The sequence below is a fragment of the Leucobacter sp. Ag1 genome, from assembly GCF_000980875.1.
Classification (GTDB): Bacteria; Actinomycetota; Actinomycetes; order Actinomycetales; family Microbacteriaceae; genus Leucobacter; species Leucobacter iarius.
The window spans coordinates 45,916-66,407 of the sequence record NZ_LAYO01000097.1; the positions used below are offsets into that span (position 1 = coordinate 45,916).

The 20,492-nt window shown below is 68.7% G+C and carries 26 protein-coding genes; 22 read left to right on the forward strand and 4 right to left on the reverse strand.

From position 1 onward, the window contains the following. Positions 1-80 precede the first annotated feature (80 nt). From XM48_RS09330 to XM48_RS09410, 18 genes are all read left to right on the forward strand, one after another. The gene (locus tag XM48_RS09330) at positions 81-458 is read left to right on the forward strand and encodes a hypothetical protein (RefSeq protein WP_046455536.1); all 378 of its coding nucleotides are present in this window, start codon (positions 81-83) and stop codon (positions 456-458) included. Next, the gene (locus XM48_RS09335) at positions 455-685 is read left to right on the forward strand and encodes a hypothetical protein (RefSeq protein WP_046455537.1); all 231 of its coding nucleotides are present in this window, start codon (positions 455-457) and stop codon (positions 683-685) included. Before XM48_RS09330 ends, XM48_RS09335 begins: the two co-directional genes overlap by 4 nt. A gap of 127 nt (positions 686-812) precedes the next feature. Continuing rightward, positions 813-1,067, forward strand: a complete 255-nt coding sequence (locus tag XM48_RS09340; protein ID WP_046455538.1) for an HNH endonuclease — start codon at positions 813-815, stop codon at positions 1,065-1,067. Beyond that, on the forward strand, positions 1,055-2,812 hold the full coding sequence (locus tag XM48_RS09345; RefSeq protein ID WP_156174997.1) for a hypothetical protein: 1,758 nt from the start codon (positions 1,055-1,057) through the stop codon (positions 2,810-2,812). The genes XM48_RS09340 and XM48_RS09345 overlap by 13 nt, the downstream gene beginning before the upstream one ends. Beyond that, positions 2,809-3,012 carry a hypothetical protein gene (locus tag XM48_RS18275; RefSeq protein WP_197074182.1) on the forward strand — a complete coding sequence of 68 codons (204 nt, stop codon included), beginning with the start codon at positions 2,809-2,811 and terminating at the stop codon, positions 3,010-3,012. The genes XM48_RS09345 and XM48_RS18275 overlap by 4 nt, the downstream gene beginning before the upstream one ends. Before the next feature lie 8 nt (positions 3,013-3,020). Next, positions 3,021-4,085 (forward strand): phage portal protein, encoded by a 1,065-nt coding sequence (locus tag XM48_RS09350; RefSeq protein WP_046455540.1) that lies wholly within the window; start codon positions 3,021-3,023, stop codon positions 4,083-4,085. Positions 4,086-4,088: 3 nt separating this feature from the next. Further along, the gene (locus XM48_RS09355; RefSeq protein ID WP_046455541.1) at positions 4,089-5,672 is read left to right on the forward strand and encodes a hypothetical protein; all 1,584 of its coding nucleotides are present in this window, start codon (positions 4,089-4,091) and stop codon (positions 5,670-5,672) included. Continuing rightward, on the forward strand, positions 5,672-6,013 hold the full coding sequence (locus XM48_RS09360) for a hypothetical protein (protein WP_046455542.1): 342 nt from the start codon (positions 5,672-5,674) through the stop codon (positions 6,011-6,013). The genes XM48_RS09355 and XM48_RS09360 overlap by 1 nt, the downstream gene beginning before the upstream one ends. Then, positions 6,003-6,380 (forward strand): hypothetical protein, encoded by a 378-nt coding sequence (locus XM48_RS09365; RefSeq protein WP_046455543.1) that lies wholly within the window; start codon positions 6,003-6,005, stop codon positions 6,378-6,380. Before XM48_RS09360 ends, XM48_RS09365 begins: the two co-directional genes overlap by 11 nt. Before the next feature lie 3 nt (positions 6,381-6,383). Then, complete coding sequence (locus XM48_RS09370; RefSeq protein WP_046455544.1) at positions 6,384-6,794, forward strand: hypothetical protein; 411 nt, start codon at positions 6,384-6,386, stop codon at positions 6,792-6,794. Positions 6,795-6,796: 2 nt separating this feature from the next. Then, complete coding sequence (locus XM48_RS09375) at positions 6,797-7,291, forward strand: hypothetical protein (protein ID WP_046455545.1); 495 nt, start codon at positions 6,797-6,799, stop codon at positions 7,289-7,291. A gap of 4 nt (positions 7,292-7,295) precedes the next feature. Next, positions 7,296-8,930 carry a hypothetical protein gene (locus XM48_RS09380; protein WP_156174998.1) on the forward strand — a complete coding sequence of 545 codons (1,635 nt, stop codon included), beginning with the start codon at positions 7,296-7,298 and terminating at the stop codon, positions 8,928-8,930. Then, positions 8,927-9,277, forward strand: coding sequence for a hypothetical protein (locus XM48_RS09385; protein ID WP_046455547.1), 351 nt, complete (start codon positions 8,927-8,929; stop codon positions 9,275-9,277). Before XM48_RS09380 ends, XM48_RS09385 begins: the two co-directional genes overlap by 4 nt. Next, a complete protein-coding gene (locus XM48_RS09390; protein WP_046455548.1) occupies positions 9,277-10,404 on the forward strand; it encodes a hypothetical protein in 1,128 nt (375 codons plus the stop codon). Before XM48_RS09385 ends, XM48_RS09390 begins: the two co-directional genes overlap by 1 nt. Positions 10,405-10,416: 12 nt before the next feature. Further along, on the forward strand, positions 10,417-10,863 hold the full coding sequence (locus tag XM48_RS09395; RefSeq protein ID WP_046455549.1) for a hypothetical protein: 447 nt from the start codon (positions 10,417-10,419) through the stop codon (positions 10,861-10,863). A 3-nt stretch (positions 10,864-10,866) separates the two neighbouring features. Next, positions 10,867-11,640, forward strand: a complete 774-nt coding sequence (locus tag XM48_RS09400) for a hypothetical protein (RefSeq protein ID WP_046455550.1) — start codon at positions 10,867-10,869, stop codon at positions 11,638-11,640. Further along, entirely contained in the window at positions 11,637-11,888 is a 252-nt protein-coding gene (locus XM48_RS09405) for a hypothetical protein (protein ID WP_046455551.1), read from the forward strand. Before XM48_RS09400 ends, XM48_RS09405 begins: the two co-directional genes overlap by 4 nt. Positions 11,889-11,891: 3 nt before the next feature. Beyond that, positions 11,892-12,074 carry a hypothetical protein gene (locus XM48_RS09410; RefSeq protein WP_046455552.1) on the forward strand — a complete coding sequence of 61 codons (183 nt, stop codon included), beginning with the start codon at positions 11,892-11,894 and terminating at the stop codon, positions 12,072-12,074. A gap of 55 nt (positions 12,075-12,129) precedes the next feature. Here the strand turns inward: XM48_RS09410 and XM48_RS09415 are convergent, their stop codons facing one another. Genes XM48_RS09415 through XM48_RS09425 form a run of 3 tightly spaced genes read right to left on the reverse strand, consistent with a single transcriptional unit; the run spans position 12,130 to position 13,536 of the window. Then, entirely contained in the window at positions 12,130-12,426 is a 297-nt protein-coding gene (locus XM48_RS09415) for a DUF732 domain-containing protein (protein WP_046455553.1), read from the reverse strand. A 19-nt stretch (positions 12,427-12,445) separates the two neighbouring features. Then, entirely contained in the window at positions 12,446-13,291 is an 846-nt protein-coding gene (locus XM48_RS09420; RefSeq protein ID WP_052961417.1) for a tyrosine-type recombinase/integrase, read from the reverse strand. Beyond that, positions 13,288-13,536, reverse strand: coding sequence for a hypothetical protein (locus XM48_RS09425; protein ID WP_052961418.1), 249 nt, complete (start codon positions 13,534-13,536; stop codon positions 13,288-13,290). Before XM48_RS09425 ends, XM48_RS09420 begins: the two co-directional genes overlap by 4 nt. Before the next feature lie 617 nt (positions 13,537-14,153). On the opposite strand from XM48_RS09425, the gene XM48_RS16975 reads away from it, so the two are divergent. From XM48_RS16975 to XM48_RS09440, 3 genes are all read left to right on the forward strand, one after another. Then, entirely contained in the window at positions 14,154-14,933 is a 780-nt protein-coding gene (locus tag XM48_RS16975) for a GntR family transcriptional regulator (RefSeq protein WP_052961419.1), read from the forward strand. A gap of 250 nt (positions 14,934-15,183) precedes the next feature. Continuing rightward, positions 15,184-16,632: an MFS transporter gene (locus XM48_RS09435; protein ID WP_052961420.1), complete on the forward strand. Its 1,449-nt coding sequence runs from the start codon at positions 15,184-15,186 to the stop codon at positions 16,630-16,632. A 75-nt stretch (positions 16,633-16,707) separates the two neighbouring features. Beyond that, positions 16,708-17,907 (forward strand): M20 family metallopeptidase, encoded by a 1,200-nt coding sequence (locus XM48_RS09440; RefSeq protein WP_046455554.1) that lies wholly within the window; start codon positions 16,708-16,710, stop codon positions 17,905-17,907. 147 nt (positions 17,908-18,054) lie between these two features. Here XM48_RS09440 and XM48_RS09445 read toward each other — a convergent pair whose 3' ends face one another. Beyond that, positions 18,055-18,444: a hypothetical protein gene (locus XM48_RS09445; protein WP_046455555.1), complete on the reverse strand. Its 390-nt coding sequence runs from the start codon at positions 18,442-18,444 to the stop codon at positions 18,055-18,057. 647 nt (positions 18,445-19,091) lie between these two features. Between XM48_RS09445 and XM48_RS17900 the strand changes: the two genes are divergently transcribed. Beyond that, positions 19,092-20,492: Ig-like domain-containing protein (locus XM48_RS17900; protein WP_197074183.1), on the forward strand; the 1,401-nt coding region annotated here is incomplete at its 3' end.

The following is a 20,492-nucleotide window of genomic DNA, read 5'->3' on the forward strand; positions in this document are numbered from 1 at the left end:
CGCATCCTGCTCGTGCTCGCAGGCGTCGCACTCGGACTCTCCATCGCAGCCGTGCTGCTCGCCACCATCGGAGGAATCTCATGACCGCCACCATCCGCGCCCTCGTCCGCCGCAACGGGAACCCTCGCGCGCTCGCCCGCCTGCACTCGCAGCGCTGGTACGCGCTCGCGTGGATCGAAGACCCCGAAGAGCCCGACCGGACCTCGCTCACCCGCATCGCCTACGGGGCCTCATGGCCCGAAGCGATGCAGCAGGCCCAGGTGCTCCGCACCGAACTGCACGACCGGCTGATGGACGAGGTTCACGCCTCGCGCGCATCCCGCCGCACCGAGCGCACCGCCCAGCTCGAAACCGAACAGCAGCCCGTGCCCACCGTCATGTGCGCCTGGTGCTTCCAGCTCGGCCACGTCCTCGCCAACTGCCCCGGCTGGCGCACCGCGGTGGAGGTCACCCGATGAGCGCGTTCACGACCTACAGCGCCCGCACCGAGTTCGACACCGCGACGCGCCGCCGCACCGACGCCGCGATGCTCACCGAGATCCAGGATCGCTTCGGCGACGAGACGCCCGTCTCCGGCGACATGCTCGCGGTCCTCGCCCGTAGCACGCAACCCACGGCCCGAGTCCGTGAGCGGCGACTGAGGCGCGTGCGCCTGATCGAGAAGAGCGAAGGGTGCATCGGATGACCGGCCTCACCACCACGATCCCGCTCGTGCTCGGTATCGTCGGCCTGCTGCTCGGCATCTACCTCGACGGACGGCGACGATGAGCGGCGCACACCACACGCCCGAGTGGCACCGAGCCAGGCGCACCGTGGCCCGCATCATCACCGCCACGCTGGCGTCGGGCGGCTCGGTGCCGTGCGTGAACTGTGGCCGCCCGGTCGTGCTCGGCCAGCGGTGGGACGTGGGACACATCGTGGACGCCAGCGCGGGCGGCGGCGTCGAGCTGTCCAATCTCGGCGGCGCGCACCGCTCGTGCAACCGCAAGGACGGCGGGCGACTCGGCGCGGCCAAGACCAACCGCGCATCGCCCCGGGCACGGAGGCTGCCGACATGGATCAAGTGACCCCGGACCCGAACACCGAGGCGCTGGCCCGCATCCTCGCCGCGGGTGTGGACCTCGACCGCCTCGCACACCTCGCGTCGTTGCTCGCGCCGACCACGATCGAACCGCTGATCGAGGTCGATCGAGTCGAGAAACCGAGTTCTTTGAATCGCGCGACCGCATCCCCCGCCAAGGCTCACCAAGGCGCTTTTCCCCCCGATCACGCCGGGGAATTTCTGATGGGCGAAGCCGAATGGATCACGCACCGTGACAAGGTGCTCCCCGCCACGAAGCTGTCGAACCTCGCGACCACCGAGCAGTCGAGGCGCGAGTTCCTGGAGGGCGCGCGGCTCCTACGCTTCGACGGCGAGCGAGCGATCGGCGGCCGCCGACCGCAGCCGCAGCAGCTCCTGATATCGGACGTGCTGACCGCTGGGCATCAACGGAACGTGCTGCTCATCCCTCGACGCTCTTCGAAGTCCACCTCCGTCAACGCGATCGCGACCGGTCGCGCCGCCTACCGCGAGGACTACCGTGTGGGCATCCTGACGCTGACCTCCGGCAAGGCCGGACGCAAGCGCTTCCTGAAGGACGTGGCGACACCGATCGAAGCGCTCTACCGCGACAAGCGCACGCGCCCCGTCAAGGTCTCACGCATCGCGGGCATGGAGGGTGTGAGCTTCCCGGACGGCGGCGGCTCGGTGGACTGGCTGAGCTCCCTGGATGACGTGCGCGGCGAGGCGTTCGACCTGTTCATCCTGGACGAGTCCGGCGAGCCCAACGACCCGGAGTACATCGCCGAGGTACGCGCGGCCGTGCTCCCCACCCTCGATACCAGGCCCGGCGCTCAGGTCGTGTCCATCGGAACAGCCGGCCGATTCCGCAGCGGGAACATGCTCTGGGACGCACTGGAGACCTGCCGCTCGGGCGTCGGTGGGATCGCAGCGTGGAACTTCCCCGAGGAAGTGACCGAAGCCGAGCTGTCCGACTGGGAGCCGACCGAGGACAACCCCGAGGGCCGCGCTCGTGAGCTGATCGAGCTGCACCACCCCGGCGTCGGCACGCTGACCACGCTCGCGTCGATCAAGGAGAACTTTGACGAGTTCCCGCGTGAGAAGTTCGCCCGCGAGTACGGCAACATCTTCGGCACCATCGGCGAGGCAGCGGGACTGCTCGACCCGATCAAGTGGGCCGACGGCGGCACCGGTGCTGACCTCCCGACGCCGCCAGAGGACTTCGAGCTGGCGATCGCGGTACACCCGGACCTCACCTGCGGGGCGCTGGTCGCGGCCTGGCGCGACGAGGACGCCCACGCGGTGATTCTGCTACTGGAGCACCGCCGCGGTGTCGCCTGGGTCAAGAAGGTTGGCCCTGTCTACGCCAAGAAGTTCAGCCGCTCGATCACCTTCGATAGCGGCTCGCCCACCATGGCCCGATTCGCCGTCGAGTGGGAACGCCTGCGCCCCCGCCCGCGCCTCCGACCGTACGGCTTCATGGACGTCAAGAAGGCGGCGGGTCTGCTCGTGGACGAGGTGCAGCCGAAGGACAAGCCCACCAACGTCCGGCACTACCGCCAGCCCGAGCTGGACACCGCCGCCAAGAAGGTCGTGAAGCGCAAAGCCGGTGTGAACGGCTGGGCTCTCGGCCGCGATCCCAAGAAGCCCGAAGACGACATCACAGCCATTGAGGCGGCCGCGCTCGCGCTGCTCGCCTACGACGAAGCCAAGCCGAAGGCCCAGCGCCTCCGCGGAAAGGTCGCATCATGACCGTCAAGCTCGACAACGACCGCACGATTTCCGTCGTGATTACCTGCACCGAATGCCCCTGGTGGTCCGCAATCCGGCTGTCCATGGACGAGGCCCACACCTGCGCAGTCGGTCACGAGAAGGCCGCGCACCCTGGCGAAGAGCAAGCCTGGGAGGCCGCCCGCCGTTGGCGACGCCGACAGCGCACGGGCCGCCCCTGATTCGCGGAATGTCCCACCCCCTCACCGATCGTGAGGGGGTGGGACTTTTCACTTTCTTCCGCCGCTCGCACGAGCTGGCTACGCACGTCGCACCGGCCGCTGTCGGCCTCGTGACTCCATACGAGTCCGCGATCATGGCGCGGATCGCATGGGCCGAGCACTTCGAGGGCGCGACCGGCGAGGTGAACCGCAACGGTGCGATGCGCATTCCCGCGATCGCCAAGGGTCGCAACGTGCTCGTTGGCGTCGGCGCGGGCCTCCAGCTTGTCGAGCTGGAGGGCGAGAACCGCGTAGATCAGCCGTGGCTCTACCGCACCGCCGGGGACGTGTCCCCGTGGCACCGCATGGCGTGGACGATCGATGACCTGATCCACTACGGCTGGGCTTGCTGGGCGGTCGAACGCGACGCCAGCGGTCAGATCACCGACGCCGCCCGCATCCCGTTCCAGGCCTGGGAGGTCAATCAGACCACCGGCACCGTGACCGTGAACGGCCGGGAGGCTGCCGCGTCCGAAGTCATCCTGATCCCCGGCAGCTTCGAGGGGATTCTGGAGGCCGGGGCCGATACGATCCGCGGCGCTCACGCCGTCCAGAACGCTTGGGTGGGCCGTGCGCAATCCCCGATCCCGCTTGTTGAGCTGCACCAGCTCACCGACGACGAGCTGGACGACGACGAGATTGACGACATGGTGGACAGCTGGGCCGCCGCTCGCACTTCCCCGACCGGCTCGGTGGGCTTCACTGATCAGCGCGTCGAGGTCCGCGTGCACGGAAGCGTTGCGACGGACCTGTACGAGCAGGGCCGCAACGCGATCGTGCTGGACGTGGCCCGCCTGCTCGGCCTCCCGGCCGCGCTGCTCGACGGGTCCATGTCGTCGGCCTCGCTCACCTACTCGACGCAGGAGGGCCATCGGAACGAGTTCCTCGACTACACCCTCCCGATGTGGCTCGACCCAATCGAAGCGCGCCTGTCCATGGACGACGTGTGCGCGCCTGGCCGCCGCATCCGCTTCGACCGCTCCCGCCTCACCGACACCACCTCACCCGCAATCACCGACCCCGTGGAGGACTGATCCATGACCACCGCCCTGTTTGCCGACCAGGAGAAGCGCACCGTGCGCGGTCTCCTGCTCCCGTTCGGGGAGCTGTCGAGCCCGTCGAAGTCGAACACCGATCCCATCATGTTCAGCGCCGGTACGGTCACGCTCCCGACCGATCCCGCCGCGATCACGCTGAACAACGAGCACAGCCAGTTCGCACCGCTCGGCCGAGCGACCGAGGTAGTCGAGACGGCGGCCGGGATCGAGGCGGAGTTCTCGATCTTTCAGACCCCCGAGGGCGACGACTTCCTCACCCGTGCACTCGACGCGAAGGACGAGGCCAAGCCGAAGCTCTCGGCCGAGGTGAAGGGGCTGGCCCGCCGCGGTGCGAACGCGGTGCGCGCCACCCTCACCGGAGCTGCCGCAACCGTCCGCGGAGCGTTCCAGTCGGCCGCGGTGTTCTCCTCCGTGGACGACGCCGTGGAGGTGCTCGATGAGGTGGAGCCCGACCCCGCCGACGCCGCCGCCCTCGCGGCCACCGTCACCGCAGCCGTGCTCGACGCGCTCAAAGCCGCCGAGCCCACCGACCCCGCACCGACCCCCGATCAGAAGGACCAGACTATGACCGCATCCGCCAAGGTTCCCACCGGCCTCCAGGCCCCCGCCGCCTCGACCGACGGCACGACCGCCACCGGCCTGTTCGCCGCGATCGCGAACACCCGCCGATCCGGCGACCGCTCCGCGCTCGACGCCTACCTGGGCGGCGAGGACGCGATGTTCGCCCTCGCCTCGATCCAGGCCTCCGGCCCGAGCGGCGCGACAATCGCGAAGGATATCGCGGAGCCCGCGTACATCGGCCAGCTCTGGGCCCGCCGCGCCTACGTGCGCCGGTTCTGGGACCTCTGCAACACCGCCCCGCTGACCAGCTACACGATCAACGGGTGGCGCTTCGTGGAGGGCAAGGAGCCCACCGTCGCCGCGTACTCGGGCAACAACGCCGAGATCCCGTCGAACACCGTCGATACCGAGCCCGTGAGCCAGGACGCGCGCCGCATCGCGGGCGGCCACCGGATCGACCGCCGCTACACCGACTTCAGCGACCAGGGATTCTGGCAGGCCTACTTCGACGCCATGACCGAGAGCTACGCCCGAGTATCCGACCTCGACGCGCTCTCGACCATGGTCGCCGCCGCCACCGCTGTCACGCCGGGCACGGTCCCCGCAGGCGTCGCCGCGGGCCTCGCCGCGATCGTGGACGGCGCGCTCGGCGTGATCGCGACCGAGAACACGCCCACGTTCTCGGTCGTCTCGCCCGAGCTGTGGCGCGACATCGTGCTCACCGGCAAGGACGAGGTGCTCGGCTACCTCTCCGCTGGCTTCGGCCTGGAGGAGGGCACGACGGCCGGATTCCGCATCCTGCCTGGCCCGGTGGGCCCCGGCAAGGTTCTCACCGGCGCGAAGGAGGCCAGGACGATGTACGAGCTGCCCGGCTCCCCGATCCGCGTCGAGGGCCTCGTGCCGTCCAACGGCGCGATCGACCCCGCGCTCTACGGCTACATCGGGGACGTGACGCACAACGCCAAGGCCCTGTCCCTCGTGACCGTCGCGGCCGGTGCCTGATGAGCCGTTGGCACGACGCCGACTCGGCCAGCAACGCGTGGGCCGATGCGCCGGACGACGACGAGCAGCTTGACGAGCTGCTCGCCGTCGCCCGCGGCCAGGTCGTCCGCTACGCGCCCCAGAAGGCTGCAGACCCGACGATCGCGGAGGAATCCGACGATGTGCCCGCCGCGTACCGCGTCGCGCAGCTCAGGCAGGCCCAGAACATCTGGGCCGCCTCGACTGTCGATCCCACAGGTGGCATCGGTGACGGAGCGGATTTCGTGCTCCGCCCGCATCCGCTCGACTGGCACGTAAAGCAACTCATCCGCCCGAAGGGAGGGAAGCCTCGTGCCCGGTAACGTCCGCGACTACCTGCTGAACAATCTCGCGCTCCCGGACGACTGGAAGCGTGTCGACGAACAGCGCATCCCGCAGATCATCGAGCGTCCCACCGTGATCGTGAAGCACGACCGGTTCGAGAAGCTGCCCGAGGCCCCGATCGGTGCCCTGCGCAACGTCGTCGTCCTCGCGGTGTTCATTCCGAATCAGGATCTCGCGAAGGCAGAAGCGGCCATGGACGATGCCATGGCCGAGCTGCTGACCGCGCTCGACGGCCACGAAGCCATCAACTGGAGCGAGGCGCAAAAGGTCGTCACTCCGAACGGCCTCTACCCCGGCTGGGAGCTGTCCCTGTCCGTCATATCCACCCCCGAACCGAAGGAATAACCCATGCCCAAGATCGCCGTCAATCCGTTCATGATGGTGAACTGCCTGTTCACCGTCGGCGCTGACGACTACGAGGCGCACGTCGCCAAAGTCGAATTCGTTCCGACCTCGACTAGCGCGACGTTCAAGGGGCTCGATCCCTCCGCCTCGTTCACGTTCTCCGGCGCACCGACCTGGGCCGCCAACATCGACTACGCCCAGGACTGGAGCAACCCCAAGAGCCTAAGCAACTACCTGATGCAGCACGCAGGCGAGCAGATCGAGGTGATCTTCGAACCCGTCAAGGGTGGACGCTCGATCACCGCCACGCTCTCCATTCAGCCTGGCGCGATCGGTGGCGCGGTCGATGCCGTGGCAACTGCAAGCGTCTCGCTCGGTTCGACCACTCCCGTCCTGGAACCGATCACCCCGTAACCATGGCTGCCGGGTCCATTTCCCTCCTGATCGACTCCCCGCTGACGACGCTCATGCACGCCATGCGGGGTCTCGATCGGGACGTGCGTACGCAGATCGGCCGCCACACCAAGGCAGCCGCTCAGCCGATCTGGGCCGAGACCACGCGCGCGAACGTCACCACCAGGATGCAAACCCGGCTCGCCGACTCCGCCCGCGCCGGAGTGACCACGCGAAACGTGTTCCTCCGCGCGGGCGGCGTCGGCCGCATCGGCTCGACCCCGCTCAGCAGCCTGGCGACCGCGATCGAGTTCGGCGCACACCCGGACACACGAGTGGCCTCCCGGTCCCGCAAGGGCACCGCCTATACCCGCCGCATGGGCGGCGGGTTCCGGCTCCCACGCTCGCGCGGATACGTGGCCTACCCGGCCGCTTCCGAGTCCATCCCCCGCATCGCGTCGCTCTGGGTCCAGACCGCAGTGCGCACCATCCACGAGACCGTCGAGAAAGTGAGCTGACCCCGTGGCTGCCCCCATCGAAATTGGCATCGCGTCCGAAACCAAAGCGTTCGCCAAGGGTATCGACTCCGGCGTGATAAACCCTCTCAAAGACGCCGACAAGGAGCTGACCAAGCTCGGTCGCGCAGGCGACAAAGCAGGCGACGAGCTGGATGACGCAATGCGCAATGCGCAGCGCGCGACCGAGCGCACCAAAGATCAGATTGAGGACCTGGCGCGCGAGACCGAGCAGGCGAGCGATCGAGCACGCCGCATGGACAGCGGGTTCAAGGAGGGTATGTCGGGCGCAGGCGAGGCCACCGCCGAGTTCAAAGACGAAGCGATGGCCAACCTGTCCGAGACGGTATCGAGCTTCCGGGGCGATGCCGAGGATATTGCGCAGATCGCGCAGGACACTCTGGGCGGCGTCATCGGCAATCTCGGCCCCATGGGCATGCTCGCGGGCACCGCGGGCGCAGCCGGGATCGGTCTCATCATGGGCGCGATCGAGCAAGCCAAGGAGAAGGAAGCCGAGTTTCGGGCGCAAGTCGGCGAGCTAGCCGATGCCCTGATCGAGGCAGGTAAGGGCGGTGCGCTCGGCATCGACCAGATCGCCAGTCGCCTCCGCGAGCTGGCGACCGAAACCGAAGAGGGGGCCATGTCGCTGACCACGCTCCGCAAGGACGCCCGCGGTGCGGTCACCAGCTACAAGGATCTGGCTCAGGCCATGGCCGGAAACGTCGAGGGAATCGACAAGATCATTGAGGCGCAGGAAAAGCAGGTCAAGGGCGAACGCGACCTGAACCGCGCTGTCGGCGGACGCACCCGCATCGCGTCCGCAAACGACGAAGCCGACGCCCACCAGCGCATCGTCGACAAGCTCAAAGACACCCGCGACGCGGTGCAGGAGGCCGCCGACGCGGAGCGAGCCTGGAACGAGGCAGGAGGCCCCGCGCTCGAAGCACGGGCCGAGCAGATCGACGCGCTCCAGGGCGAGCTCGACGGGGCGATCGGATCGTGGTCTGACTACTACAACGCAGAAACCGGGGCTACCAACCCCGAAAAGTACATCGCGGCAATGCAGGAGCGGATCAACGCCACCAGCAATTTCTCGACCAACGTCGCGGCCCTCGCCGAAGCCACCGGCCTGAGCTTCGAGGAGGCGCAAGCCGTCCTCGACCAGGGCGTGGACTTCGCGCCGATGTTGCAGGCGATCATGAACGGCGGCCCCGAGCTGCAGGAGAAGTTCGCTACGCAGGTCAAGGCCGCCGTAGGGGGCGGACAGGACATCGTGAACGGCACGCCATTGTCCGCGACGGTGAAGGCCGACGCCGACACCGCCCCTGCCGAAGGCAAGCTTGCATCGACCACCGGACAGGAGCGCACGGCGACGATCGGGGCCAAGGGCGACACCGGGAAGGCGGACGCCGATCTGAACAAGGTCGCGTCGGCGAAGCGGACAGCGGTCATCAACGCGCAAGCCAAGACCGGCGACGCGAGCCGGGCGCTCGGGAACGTCGCACGGGCGCGCGTCGCACCCGTCACCGCGCGCGCCTACACAGGCGCGGCCGAGGCCGCCCTGAACAGCTTTATCAACCGGCAACGCACCATCGTCGTCACCGTCGATGCACGGGACCGAGAAGGGAAGCCCGTCAGATGACCACCATCACATCGCCGCACGGCACGACAACGCCGGAGCTGGTCACCGAGTACGAGACCAGCCGGGCGGGGCGCACCCTCACGCACGACCTCATGAACGGCGGCGTCGCCGTCGTACATCGTCCGACCGGGCTCCGCGCCCTCACCCTCGTCATGTTCTACGGCGCGGACGAGGCCGACGCCGCCGCGTGCGAGACGCTGCACGCCAAGGGCGGCCTGCTGACCCTCACCGAGCCCACCCGTCCCACCGTGTCCATGACCTATGTCGTCACCGGTGCGATTCGCCGTCAGCTCGATACCGAGTTCGGCGTGTGGAACGTGACCGCCGAAATCCAGGAGGTGGCCTAATGGCCCGGGGAACCACGCATGTTGTCGAGCTGCTCGACCTGACCACCGGCAAGCGCCTGACCGAAGTGCTCCAGCTCCAACTCTCCGCTGACACCGGATGGGCGCCGCGCTGGTCCGCGACGGCCACCGTGGTCGATACCCCGGTGCTCGGAGGCGCGACGCCGCCCCGGTTCGTCGGTCTGCGCTGGACCCGCCACGAGGGAGCAGCGGTCCCGCTCTCGGAGTGGACGGCCCTGCTCGGCGGTGCCGCGCTCTCGGCATGGACCGGGCTCGGCCTGCTCTCGCCCCGAGCGGTCACGTCCGCTGTCGGCGGCGACTCGACCGCGGGCACGCCCGAGGTCACAGAGCTGGAGCTGATGGTGCGCACCATCGACCGCGACCTGCTGGACGGCACCGCGACGCTCTCGCTCACGTCCTGCGAGATGGAGCTGCAAGACCTACTGAGCATCGTGCTCCCGTCTCGCACGGTGAACTACACGACCGTGGTCCCGCTCGTGGCCGACGTGCTCGCGCGAGCCGTCCCCGGCGCGGCCCTGGTCGAGACCCCCACCGACAAGGCGCTGCCGACCACGCCGACCATCATCGAGGCGGGCATGTCTGCCTGGGACGTGATCGAGCCCGGCCTCGACGCCGCCGAGATGCTGCTCTACGCCGACACTCGCCGCGAGTATCACCTTGTGCGGCGCAGGCGTGGCACGATCCCGGCGCTCACCATCGGCACTGATCAGCTCACCGAGTACACCGACGCCGCGAACCTCGCAGACGGCTACCGCACGGCCACGATCATCAAGACGGTGGACACCAAGCTGGGCCGCACCCAGATCGACGGATCGGGCGGCACGCCGGGGAACACGAGCGACTACGACCGCGCCGACTTCCGCGAGTACCAGCGCACCCTCACCGGCGCGCCCGGCACCTACTACTCGTGGCTGGTGACGAGCCGGGATCGGCAGGGCGCGAAGCTCCGCGGCGCGAAGTTCACCACGCCCGCTCGGCCGAGGCTCCGCCCGGATGACCTCGTGCGCGTCACCAGCCCCGAACCGGTGCGCGGCACCGTCTCGTCCATCACTTGGAACTATCCAGACGGGCTGATGTCCGTCGAACTCGAATCCGTCACTACCGCCTAGGAGGCACCCACAATGAGCGCAGGCTACACCGACCCGATCACTGGAATCAGGCTCTACGGCGAGGACGACGTATCGGGCAAAGCGTCCGACATGCTCAACCTGGGCATGGAGAGCGTCCGCGCCGCACTCGCGGGAACCGGCTGGGTTGACCTCAGCACCTACCTGCCCACCGCCTACCGGGGGCAGTTGCTCGGACAGCGCCGGGCGGGAACCACGATGCTCCGGTTCCAGCTCCTGGCGTCGGCCTCGATCCCGAACACGACGCCGACCGACGTGGGCACCGCTCTGCCTGCCGAGTGGCGTCCGTCAGCGGGCCCGAACGCACGAGGCGTGACCTACATGTCGGGCGGCTACACCGGGGGCGCGTACCTCAGCTCCGCGGGCGTGCTCGGCGTCGTCCAGGACACCGGAGCCGCGCGCACCGGCTGCTCCGGCTCGATCACCTACATGGCGGGCTGACCCATGGTTGACCTTGACCGGTGGGCGGCGTCGATCGACGGGCGGCTACTCGACCTCGACGCCGCGCCACGGCAGCAGCCCTACCAGTGCCACGACGTGTGGCTGTCCTACCTCTACGCGCTCGAGGGGCGACCCGGTGACGGGTACGCGCCCGGCACCGGCTTCACCGATCAGGTGTGGCGGCAGTTCCCCGTGACCGAGCACGTCGGCAGCCTGTTCACCCGACACGACGGCAAGACCATCCGTCGCGGGGACGTGGTGTTCTGGGCTGCCTACGACGGGTCCGGCCTGCCCCACGTCGCCGTCGCGCTCCGCGACGCCGGACAGTACTCGGTGTACTGCCTCACGCAGAACCCCGGCGCTGTCCACCGAGAGCACCTGACCCGGCGCGGCGTGCTCGGCGTGCTCCGCCCCATCACCACCTCCAACCCGACGCCGACCCCGGCACCCATCACCAGAGACGAGGACGACATGTTCAAGCCGACCGTTCATTTCCGCACCGAAGGCAAGCCCGAGTGGACGCTCGCGCACCCCGGACTCGGCCACGAAGGCGCGATGGAGACCGAGGGCAAGGTGCTCGTGCGAGACGGCTACCTCGCAACCCAGGACGCCAGGATCGGTGCCGCGTGGTCGCGCATGTACGCTCGTGGGCTCGGCGGCGAGACCAGCCGCACCGACGCCGCCGGGTACATCGCGATCCAGCAGCAGGCGTCCCTGATCGCGCACCAGCTCACCCCGCTGATCGCCGAGATCGAGAGCGACCGGGTCGCCCCGTGACCGAGGACACCCTGATCGCGCTGCTCGCCGCGCTCGGCGTCGTCGGCGCGGCGAGCATCGGCGGCATCGGCGTTGTCTTTGGGTTCCTCTGGCGGCGCATCGGCCTGCTGGAGGCCCGCCTGGAGCGGTACACGCGCCGCGAGCGGGCGCTCTGGGCATGGGCGCGTCGATGCCAGGACCTCTACTACCGGCACCGCAAGGACGATGCCCCCGACCTGCCACCCATCCCGACCCTTGACGAGGAGTAGACCATGAAGAACCTCACCCCCGACGCCGCCGCCCGGCTGGCGACCTACGCCGCCGCTGCACTCGGTGGCCTCGTGTGCATCATCATCGGAGCCACGCGCGGTGACCTGCCCCTCATCGGCGCAGGCGCGGGCCTGCTCGGCGTCGGCGGCCTGGCCGGTGCCAACGTGCCCCGCACTCCGGCCTGACCCAACACGGCAGAGCGCCCCGCCCGAATCATTCGGGCGGGGCGCTCTCGCGTGGCTACTGACCAGGGCAGAGGTACTGCTCGGCCGCTTCTGCCACCGTCGTGTGCCACTTGGCGGCGTCGATCGTGGTCATGTTCTCGGCGACCTTCCGGCCATGCTCGGCGACCCCTTCGCCCGCGGCCTTGGCTGTCTCGCATGCCTTGTGTCCGGCCTCGATCATCTTGTCCATGTCCATGTCGGCATACCCGCGTAGCTCCATCGCTGACTTGAATCGGGCCACGCTCGGCTCGGCTGGAGCGCAGCCGGTGAGCAGGAGTAGGCAAGCGAGCGCGACGGCGACGGCGGTTCTCATGGCGTGATCCTATCCAGTGTCAGGCCGCGAGCCGTAGCGTGCCGATTGCGGAGACCTTCGCCGACCAGTGGATGTCGGTGTACCGCTGGGTAGTGCTCACGTCGGCATGCCGCATGAGTTCCTGCACCACGCGGAGGTCCGCCCCCTGCCCGAGCAGTTCGGTGCCGTACGAGTGGCGCAGATGGTGCGGCTTCGCGTGCCCGAGCCCGGCCCGCTTCATGGTGCCCTTGATCGCCGCATAGATCGCCTTGCGGCCCACGCACCCCTCGACCGTGTACGCCGGGAACCAGAACCCCGTGCGCGGCATCGTGAGCGCCAGCGCGCGCAGCTCATCGTGGAGCGGCACAATCTCGACCACTCCGCCCTTGCCCTCGATGATGATCGTTCCCCGGTCGAGGTCGATATCCTCACCCCGGATCTTCGCGACCTCGTGGATACGCATTCCGGCGAGCACCGCCAGGAGGACGTACGCCCGCGTGCGCGCCCGGTTCGCGGTCGCGAGCAGCAGCCGCACCGCCTCGAACGACAGCGGGCGCGGCTTCGCTCTCGGGCGCTTCGGTCTCGGGGTCGCCGCGGTGGGGTCATCGGCCCGGACTCGGGCCTTCACCATCCAGGCGCAGAACGCCCGGATCGTCGCGTGATAGCTCGCCCTCGAAGCGTCGGACAGCTCGGGGCGACCGCAGTACATGATGACGTGGAACTCGGCAAGCGTGCGCGGCGTCGCCCCGGTCGTCTGGAACAGGTGCCGCATCGTCGCGTCCCGCTCGGTATAGGTCCGGTCGCTGAGTCCCTGGGCCACCTGCCAGCCCCGCCAAGTGCGGAGCAGGGCGTCAGTGTCATCCCAGAGTGTCGGCTGATCGGTCAAGGTTTCGTCCTCCCATAACGTTTCTGGGCGGCCTGTTTGGTCACGCCCAGAGCCGCCCCGATGGTGGCCCAGGATTCGCCCCGTGCTCGCCACGAGGCAACAGCAGTATCAATAACCGAATCCACTTCGGCCCTCAAATCGGCAAGCTCGGCGAGTTCGACCTCATCGGCCTCCGCAACCCGCCTACCCGCAGCGCGCAGCATCCGCCGCAGCATCGCGATAAACGCCGTGGTCTCGACGCTCATGCCCGCCCCGCCGGCCCCGTCGATTCGGCGTCAACCTCGCGTTGACGCGACCAGCGGGCGTCCAGTTCGTCCTTCATCGCTGGCGTCAATCCCCGTTCGCACACGCGGCAATCGACCCTCCAGGCGTCCGGCAGGACTTCGACGGCTCCGCGACCGCACTGTGTGTATCCCGGTCGCCACCCGGCGCTCAGATGCGATGCCCGCCCGCTTGCCGTCCGTACCACCATCACCGCGCTCATCGGGCGACCTCTGTTCGGTACGCGGCGGTCCATGCCGGGGGCACGTAGTCGGGGCAAGCCTCGACCTTGTAAAGAACAGGTCGTCGGTTCAAATCCGACAGGCGGCTCCGGCACAAGCGGGTCGGATCGGAAGCAGGTTTCCGGTCCGGCCCGCTTTTTTGTGCACACTTCGATCCGAACTGACCGGTAGCATGTTAGTGTGGTGTGCGAGGTAAGACGATCCTGCGCATCGACGCCAGCACGGCTCGCGGCCGTCCGCTCGCCGGCCGTCGGTCGAACTGCCGGACGGACCCCGGTCGAACCGTCGGGCGGGCCAACCGGCGATCCGCACGCCTCCCCAATTCGCCGCGCCCTGCCCGCCTCGAGAACGGATCCCGCATGCCCCGTCCCGCGTCGCCGCCTGCTCCGGTGAAGACCCGCCTGAACCTGAGCGTCGACCTGCTCGGCGATCAGGTCTACTCGCTGCTCATGAACGACATCGTGCTCGAGCGCTATGCGCCCGGCGAGCGTCTCAATCTCGACGCCATCGCGCTGCAGCTCGGCGTCTCCCGCACTCCCGTGCGCGAAGCGATGCGTCGGCTCGCCGACTGGGACGACTCCGACATGCAGGAGCGGATCCGCGCCCTCGGCTTGCTCGTCGGCAGCATCATCGATCGCGCCCCGAAGGGCCGCCTCGCCTCCGCCGCGCGGCTCGCAGGCCTCGGCCCGGCCGATCGCGCCCGCCTGGACCACGGCGCCACCGACCCGCTGGGCTTCCGCCCGGAGCAAGAAGGGGAGCAGGAGCGAGAACAGGGTCAGGAGCGGGAGTCGGCGCTCGGCATCGTCGAATCCTCCGAAGCGAGTGCGCAAGCTGCGCATACGCACGATCCCGCCGCGGACTGCGCCCACCGGGATCCGTTCGCGGGGCTCGCGCGGTTCCTCGATGTCTGCGCGGAGCTCTTCCCCGTCGCGTACCCGAGAGGATCCGGCAGCTTCGCCCGTGGGCTCGTGGTGCCCCTCGGCGCGTACCTCACCAGGCCCGCGCTCGACCGCCGCGGTTTCGGATCCGCGATCCGCGGGGCCGGCCTCGACTGGTGCGCCGCCGAGCGAGAACTGCTGCGGGGGCGCAGCGCGGCGTTCCTCGGATACACGGAGCGCCTGCATCGCGCGCTCGACTGAGTCGCCTCCCGCACACCCGCACACCCCCGCACCGACCACGAGCCTCCGCAGCGCATCGGATGCGCCGCCCGGCAACGGGTGACTCGTGAGGGTGACACCGGCGAACCGGAGCAGGTCCGTTCGGATAGCTTCCAGATGACCGACACCGTCGGCAGGACCGAAACCACCAGCCAACACGACCAGCACCAACACAACCACCCAGCACTGCACCCCGTCCCCTCTGCCACCGAAGCCGGAGATTGGATCCACCGTGAACGCACCCCAGACCGCCGGCCTGCCCATCGCCGGTTCCCGCGCCCGCAAGGTCGTGGGTTTCCTCATCTTCTGCGAGCTCGCGAGCGGGTTCACGCAGGGCTTCTATCCGCCGCTGCTGAAGGACTTCGCCGCGCACCTGACGGTGAGCGACGCCGACATCACGTGGTTCCTCACGGTGCAGAGCCTCGCGGCAGCCGTGTGCGTACCGCTGCTGTCGAAGCTGGGCGACCTCTTCGGGCACCGCCGGCTGCTGCGGATCGCGGTGGTGTCGGTGCTGATCGGCACGCTCGTCACCGCGCTCGTGCCGAGCTACCCGGTGGTGCTGGTCGCCCGAGTGCTCGTCGGGCCGTTGGCGGTGTGGCTGCCGCTCGAGATCGCGCTCGTGCACAACCGCATCTCGGGCGAATCGGCGCGCCGGGCCATCGGCCTGCTCATCACGTTCCTCACGGGCGGTGCGATCCTCGGGACGTTCACGGCGGGCGGCATCTCGCTGTTCTCGCCGAACATCACGCTGACGATGCTCGCGCCGGTCGTGCTGGTGCTCATCTCGACGTTCGTGGTGTTCCGTCTCGTACCCGAGTCGCCGGCGCGCACCGCCACGAAGGTCGACTTCGTCGGTTTCGCGGGCATCGCGGTGTTCATGATCGCCGTGCTCGTCGGGCTGCGGGGTGCGGGGGATGCCGGCTTCTTCGCTCTGTCGGCGCTGATCCCGCTGCTGCTCGCGGTCGTCGTGTTCGTCGGCTGGGTGCTGTGGGAACTGCGCTCGCCCGCCCCCGCGGTCGATGTGCGACTGGTCGCGTCCCGCCGCGTCGGGCCCATCTATCTCGCAGCGCTCTGCTTCGGCATGGTGATGTTCGGCGCTCAGGCGCAGATCGCGACCTTCATGGGGTCGAGCCCGGAGCGCGAGGGATACGGCTTCGAGGCGACCGCCGGCACGATCTCGCTCGTGATCGGCACGATCACGATCCTCGCGACCGTCGGTGCGGCACTGTTCAGCGTGCTGGCGGCGCGCATCGGGATCCGCACGGTGCTGCTCGCGGGGGCGATCCTCTCGGCGGTCGGCAACTTCCTCGTGCTGCCGCTGCACGGATCCTTCGGCGGCTACCTGATCGCGTCGGTGGTGCAGGGGCTCGGCTACGGCCTGCTGCTGGGGGCGCTGCCCGCCCGGCTCGCGGAGCTGGCGCCGACGGACGCCACAGGGATCGCCGCGGGCGTCTACAACTCGCTGCGCACGCTCGGTGGCGCGCTCGCGGGCGCGATCTTCGCGGCGATGCTGGGTGCGGCGCTCGTCGCCGGCACGGAGTTCGCGGGGATCGAAGGCTATTACGGCATCTGGATCTTCTGCGGGGCGGCGTTCGTCGTCTGCTTCGTCGCCCTGCTCTTCGTGCCGCGAGAAACTGCGGGGGAGCGCGCAGCCGCCGCGGATCCCGCTGCGGCACACTGAACCCCATCGGGGCGGCCGGTTCTTCCGCGCACTCGCCCCGTTTCCTCCCACCCCCCCCTGTCGAAGGAGACCCCCATGACCACTCCCGCGTTCGCCGCCGAAGCCGCCGCGATCCTGCCCGAGCTGCAGGCGCTGCGCCGCGACCTGCACCGCGCCCCCGAACTGGGCCTGCTGCTGCCCGAGACGCAGCGGCGGGTGCTGGGGGAGCTGGATCCGCTGGGTCTCGAGGTCACCCTCGGTGAGCGGCTGACGTCGATCGTGGCGGTGCTGCGCGGCGGGCGTCCCGGGCCGACGGTCCTGCTGCGCGGCGACATGGATGCGCTGCCGGTGGTGGAGCAGACCGGGCTCGACTTCGCGTCGACCAACGGGCGCATGCACGCGTGCGGGCACGATCTGCACACGGCGGGCCTCGTGGGGGCGGCCCGGCTGCTGACCGCGCATCGGGACCGGCTCGCGGGCGACGTGGTGTTCATGTTCCAGCCGGGCGAGGAGGGGTACGGCGGCGCGAGGATCATGATCGAGGAGGGGCTGCTCGAGGCATCCGGCCAGAAGCCCGTGGCGGCCTACGGGATCCACGTGGCCCCCGGCCCGTTCGGTACGTTCGTGACCCGGCCGGGTGCGATCGCGGCGGGATCGAACGAGCTGACCATCACGGTGCGGGGGCGCGGCGGGCACGGATCGCAGCCGCACCAGGTGCTGGATCCGGTGCCGGTGGCGGCCGAGATCGTGCTGGCGCTGCAGTCGTTCGTGACGCGGCGCTTCGACGTGTTCGATCCGATCGTGCTGTCGGTGACGCAGCTGCAGGGCAGCGAGGCGGTGAACGTGATCCCCGAGACGGCGACGCTGCGGGCGACGGTGCGCACGTTGTCGGTGTCGTCGCAGCGGCGCGTGGCGGAGGAGGCGCCGCGGCTGGCGGAGCACATCGCGGCGGCGCACGGCATGGTCGCCGAGGCGGTGTTCGAGGAGCAGTACCCGGTGACGATCAACGACCCGGCCGCGGCGGAGGAGACGCTCGCCTGGCTGGGGGAGGCGTTCGGCGAGCCGCGCGTGCAGACGCTGCCGAACCCCGGCATGGGGTCCGAGGACTTCTCGTTCGTGCTGAACGAGGTGCCCGGCGCATTCGTGATGCTGGCGACGAGCCCGCCCGACTCGGATCACACGACGGCGGAGTTCAACCACTCGCCGCGGGTGATCTTCGACGACGCCGTGCTGGGCGACCAGGCGGCGGCCCTCGCGACGCTGGCGTGGCGGAAGCTGGAGTCGCTCGCCGACTGAGACCGGCCCCGGGCGCCGCCTCAGCCCGCTGCTCGGCGGGCGAGGCGCGCCCGGCGCTGCCCCTGGCAGCGGGGGCGCAGGATCCACAGCGCCCGCCCCGACCATCGTCTGATGCGGATCCAGAGGCCCCGGGCGTCGGCGCGCACGCTATCGCGCCGAGATCCGGGCGTTGCCGATCAGGTGCTGCAGGTAGGCGACCCGGTTGAGCACCTCGGCCCGCTCGGGCTCGGTGACCACGGGTATCTGCTCAAGGTAGGAATGCCCATCGGCACGCACAGTAATCGCGATGTACCCACGCTTGCGCGGGTCCACATCGACCGAGGCGAGTACCGAGAACACTGAGGTCCAGATGATGTCCAGCAGCGCTCGAAACACCCGTCCTGGCGTGGTGGCGCTGCGATCCCGCACGACGACGGTCACGCGTGCGAGCGGCCAGGATCCCGCGGGTGTGACCGCCCAGTACTCGGTCGTATGGATGTTGCCGAGCGATAGGAGGTAGGGGGACCGGGCGGTGGGCGCCGGTTCCGAACTGCTCATAGGAGGCACACTACCGAAGTCGGTTCGCGCTATCGGCCCCTTCTGTGATCGACGGCGCGATCGGGTGAGTTGTGCAGCGATTGCCCCTCTCCGCGGGTGCTGAGCGAAGGATGCCCGATGGCGGTGATTCGCAAGTCGCGAGTTCGAGTGGACGCTCCTACCCGGAATCGGGTCGCTTTTCGTGTACGCGCGTTCGCTCGAGTGGTGCTCTGTGCGCTGCGCCTGTACTGGTGAGGGCGCGGTGCTGCGTTGGGGTCGCGCGGGGTCGGGTGAGTCGCGGGCGGAGCGGGGGCGCTGCGGGCAGGAAGGGTCGCGTGGGCTGGGCGGCGGGCGGACGGGGCCGCTCAGCCGGTAGTTGGCCTGTGGGCTTGACGGCGTCCCGGAAGCGGCCAGCAGAGGTCCGGTGGAGCACTTCGGGCTGTGGGGCGTGGTGGAGAGCGGCTCGGGTCGAAAAAGTTTGGATCGTCGATCTTTGACCTGATCAGGGGCTGAGTGGGCTTCGGGTGCGGCGAGACGGCGTTCGATGAGTCGTTACTGTTTACGCATAACAGCTAACATGTTAATCTTTCTGTGTCGGGCCGAACGGGCCGACGAAGACTTGCCCCGCAGGCCGGCACGGCGGCCGCGGGAGACGAAAGGACAGCAAGATGGCGAAGAAGAACGCGAAGCGCCTCGGCGCACTCGGCCTGGCGGGAGCGCTGGCGTTTGGTGGGATTGTGGCGGCGTCGCCTGCGAGTGCCGCACCCAAGGTTGACCGAGTGGTGGGTCCTATTGTTCTTCCTTTCGGCTCTAAGGATAAGCCGGGAAGTTTTGTTCCGCGGATGGACAAGAGCGTGGAAGGTCTCTTGAACGGACGCCGCCACGAGCGCTCCACCATGGCCGAGGCTCTTGAAATGGGATTTATCGAGGGGGCTCAGATGAGCTTTCCGGCTGAGGGTCTGCGGGGGCCGGTGATGCGTGAAGGGAAGTGTCTTTCTCGGTATCCTGATAGCCCCGGTTATTTGCAGTTTAGGCTGTGCACGGGGAAAGGTGACCAGGACTTTGAATTCCAAAAGGTGCCGGACGAGAAGATGCTTCCGGACTATCCGGAATTCACGACCGGCCTCGTGCATGTTTCCTCTGGGCTGTGGGTGAAGGGTTTCGGTACTGGTGGACATGTGGTTTCTCTTGGTCCAAAGGAACACGCGGGCGCTCTAGCGCTCGCCACTGGTCTACTCAAGCCAGCGGTGGCGCCACTCGTTGTGGCTGGCCCGACACAGGGATCTGTTGTTGAGTCGCAGCCGCTAGTGGTATCAGGTACTGCTGAGCCGGGCGCAAAGGTGACGGTTGTAGGCCCCGATGGGGCGGGCTTCGGTGAAACTATTGCTGATGAGGCTGGTGGCTGGTCTGTCATCCTCCCGAAGCAGCCTGCGGGTGAGGTTTCGATCACTGTGCATGACGATTACGGCAATGAAGTGAAGATTGATTTCACGATAGAAGATGTTCCGGTCATCTTGGTCGCGTTCCCGTCCCTGACTGTCGACACGCAGCGCCCCACTCTGTCGGGTGCGGGTCACACCGGTGCGCAGGTCGAGGTCAAGGACCAGGACGGCACGTCGCTCGGCACGACCACGGTCGCCGAGGATGGCACCTGGTCCCTCACTCCGACCAGTGACCTGGCGAAGGGCCCGAATCAGCTGACCGCGGTGCAGACCCCGAAGGACGGCGGCGAGACGTCTGAGGCTTCGGCGACGATCACGGTCAACGTGGTCGATCAGCTGGCCGTGTCCGGCCCGACCGCCGGTTCCACGGTCACTACGGACAAGCCGGTCGTGACGGGCACCTCCGAGCCGAAGGCTGACATCACCATCACCGATAAGGATGGCAAGGTCATCGGCACGACGACCGCGAACGCAAAGGGCGAGTGGTCGATCACGCTCCCCGCGCAGCCCAACGGCCTGGTTGAGATCACCGTGACGGATGAGCACGGGCAGAAGGTCGATCACTCCTTCACCGTGGATGTCGCTGCCCCCATCGCGGAGCTGATCATTACGGGCCCGAAGGAGGGT

Coding starts and splice junctions, on each gene's coding strand:
- XM48_RS09415 (WP_046455553.1), bottom strand. CDS start 12,426: ATGAGAACCGCCGTCGCCGTCGCGCTCGCTTGCCTACTCCTGCTCACC.
- XM48_RS09445 (WP_046455555.1), bottom strand. CDS start 18,444: ATGAGCAGTTCGGAACCGGCGCCCACCGCCCGGTCCCCCTACCTCCTA.
- XM48_RS09330 (WP_046455536.1), top strand. CDS start 81: ATGACCGCCACCATCCGCGCCCTCGTCCGCCGCAACGGGAACCCTCGC.
- XM48_RS09370 (WP_046455544.1), top strand. CDS start 6,384: ATGCCCAAGATCGCCGTCAATCCGTTCATGATGGTGAACTGCCTGTTC.
- XM48_RS18275 (WP_197074182.1), top strand. CDS start 2,809: ATGACCGTCAAGCTCGACAACGACCGCACGATTTCCGTCGTGATTACC.
- XM48_RS09360 (WP_046455542.1), top strand. CDS start 5,672: ATGAGCCGTTGGCACGACGCCGACTCGGCCAGCAACGCGTGGGCCGAT.
- XM48_RS09390 (WP_046455548.1), top strand. CDS start 9,277: ATGGCCCGGGGAACCACGCATGTTGTCGAGCTGCTCGACCTGACCACC.
- XM48_RS09395 (WP_046455549.1), top strand. CDS start 10,417: ATGAGCGCAGGCTACACCGACCCGATCACTGGAATCAGGCTCTACGGC.
- XM48_RS09400 (WP_046455550.1), top strand. CDS start 10,867: ATGGTTGACCTTGACCGGTGGGCGGCGTCGATCGACGGGCGGCTACTC.
- XM48_RS09385 (WP_046455547.1), top strand. CDS start 8,927: ATGACCACCATCACATCGCCGCACGGCACGACAACGCCGGAGCTGGTC.
- XM48_RS16975 (WP_052961419.1), top strand. CDS start 14,154: ATGCCCCGTCCCGCGTCGCCGCCTGCTCCGGTGAAGACCCGCCTGAAC.
- XM48_RS09355 (WP_046455541.1), top strand. CDS start 4,089: ATGACCACCGCCCTGTTTGCCGACCAGGAGAAGCGCACCGTGCGCGGT.
- XM48_RS09375 (WP_046455545.1), top strand. CDS start 6,797: ATGGCTGCCGGGTCCATTTCCCTCCTGATCGACTCCCCGCTGACGACG.
- XM48_RS09410 (WP_046455552.1), top strand. CDS start 11,892: ATGAAGAACCTCACCCCCGACGCCGCCGCCCGGCTGGCGACCTACGCC.
- XM48_RS09335 (WP_046455537.1), top strand. CDS start 455: ATGAGCGCGTTCACGACCTACAGCGCCCGCACCGAGTTCGACACCGCG.
- XM48_RS09345 (WP_156174997.1), top strand. CDS start 1,055: ATGGATCAAGTGACCCCGGACCCGAACACCGAGGCGCTGGCCCGCATC.
- XM48_RS09350 (WP_046455540.1), top strand. CDS start 3,021: ATGTCCCACCCCCTCACCGATCGTGAGGGGGTGGGACTTTTCACTTTC.
- XM48_RS09440 (WP_046455554.1), top strand. CDS start 16,708: ATGACCACTCCCGCGTTCGCCGCCGAAGCCGCCGCGATCCTGCCCGAG.
- XM48_RS09425 (WP_052961418.1), bottom strand. CDS start 13,536: ATGAGCGTCGAGACCACGGCGTTTATCGCGATGCTGCGGCGGATGCTG.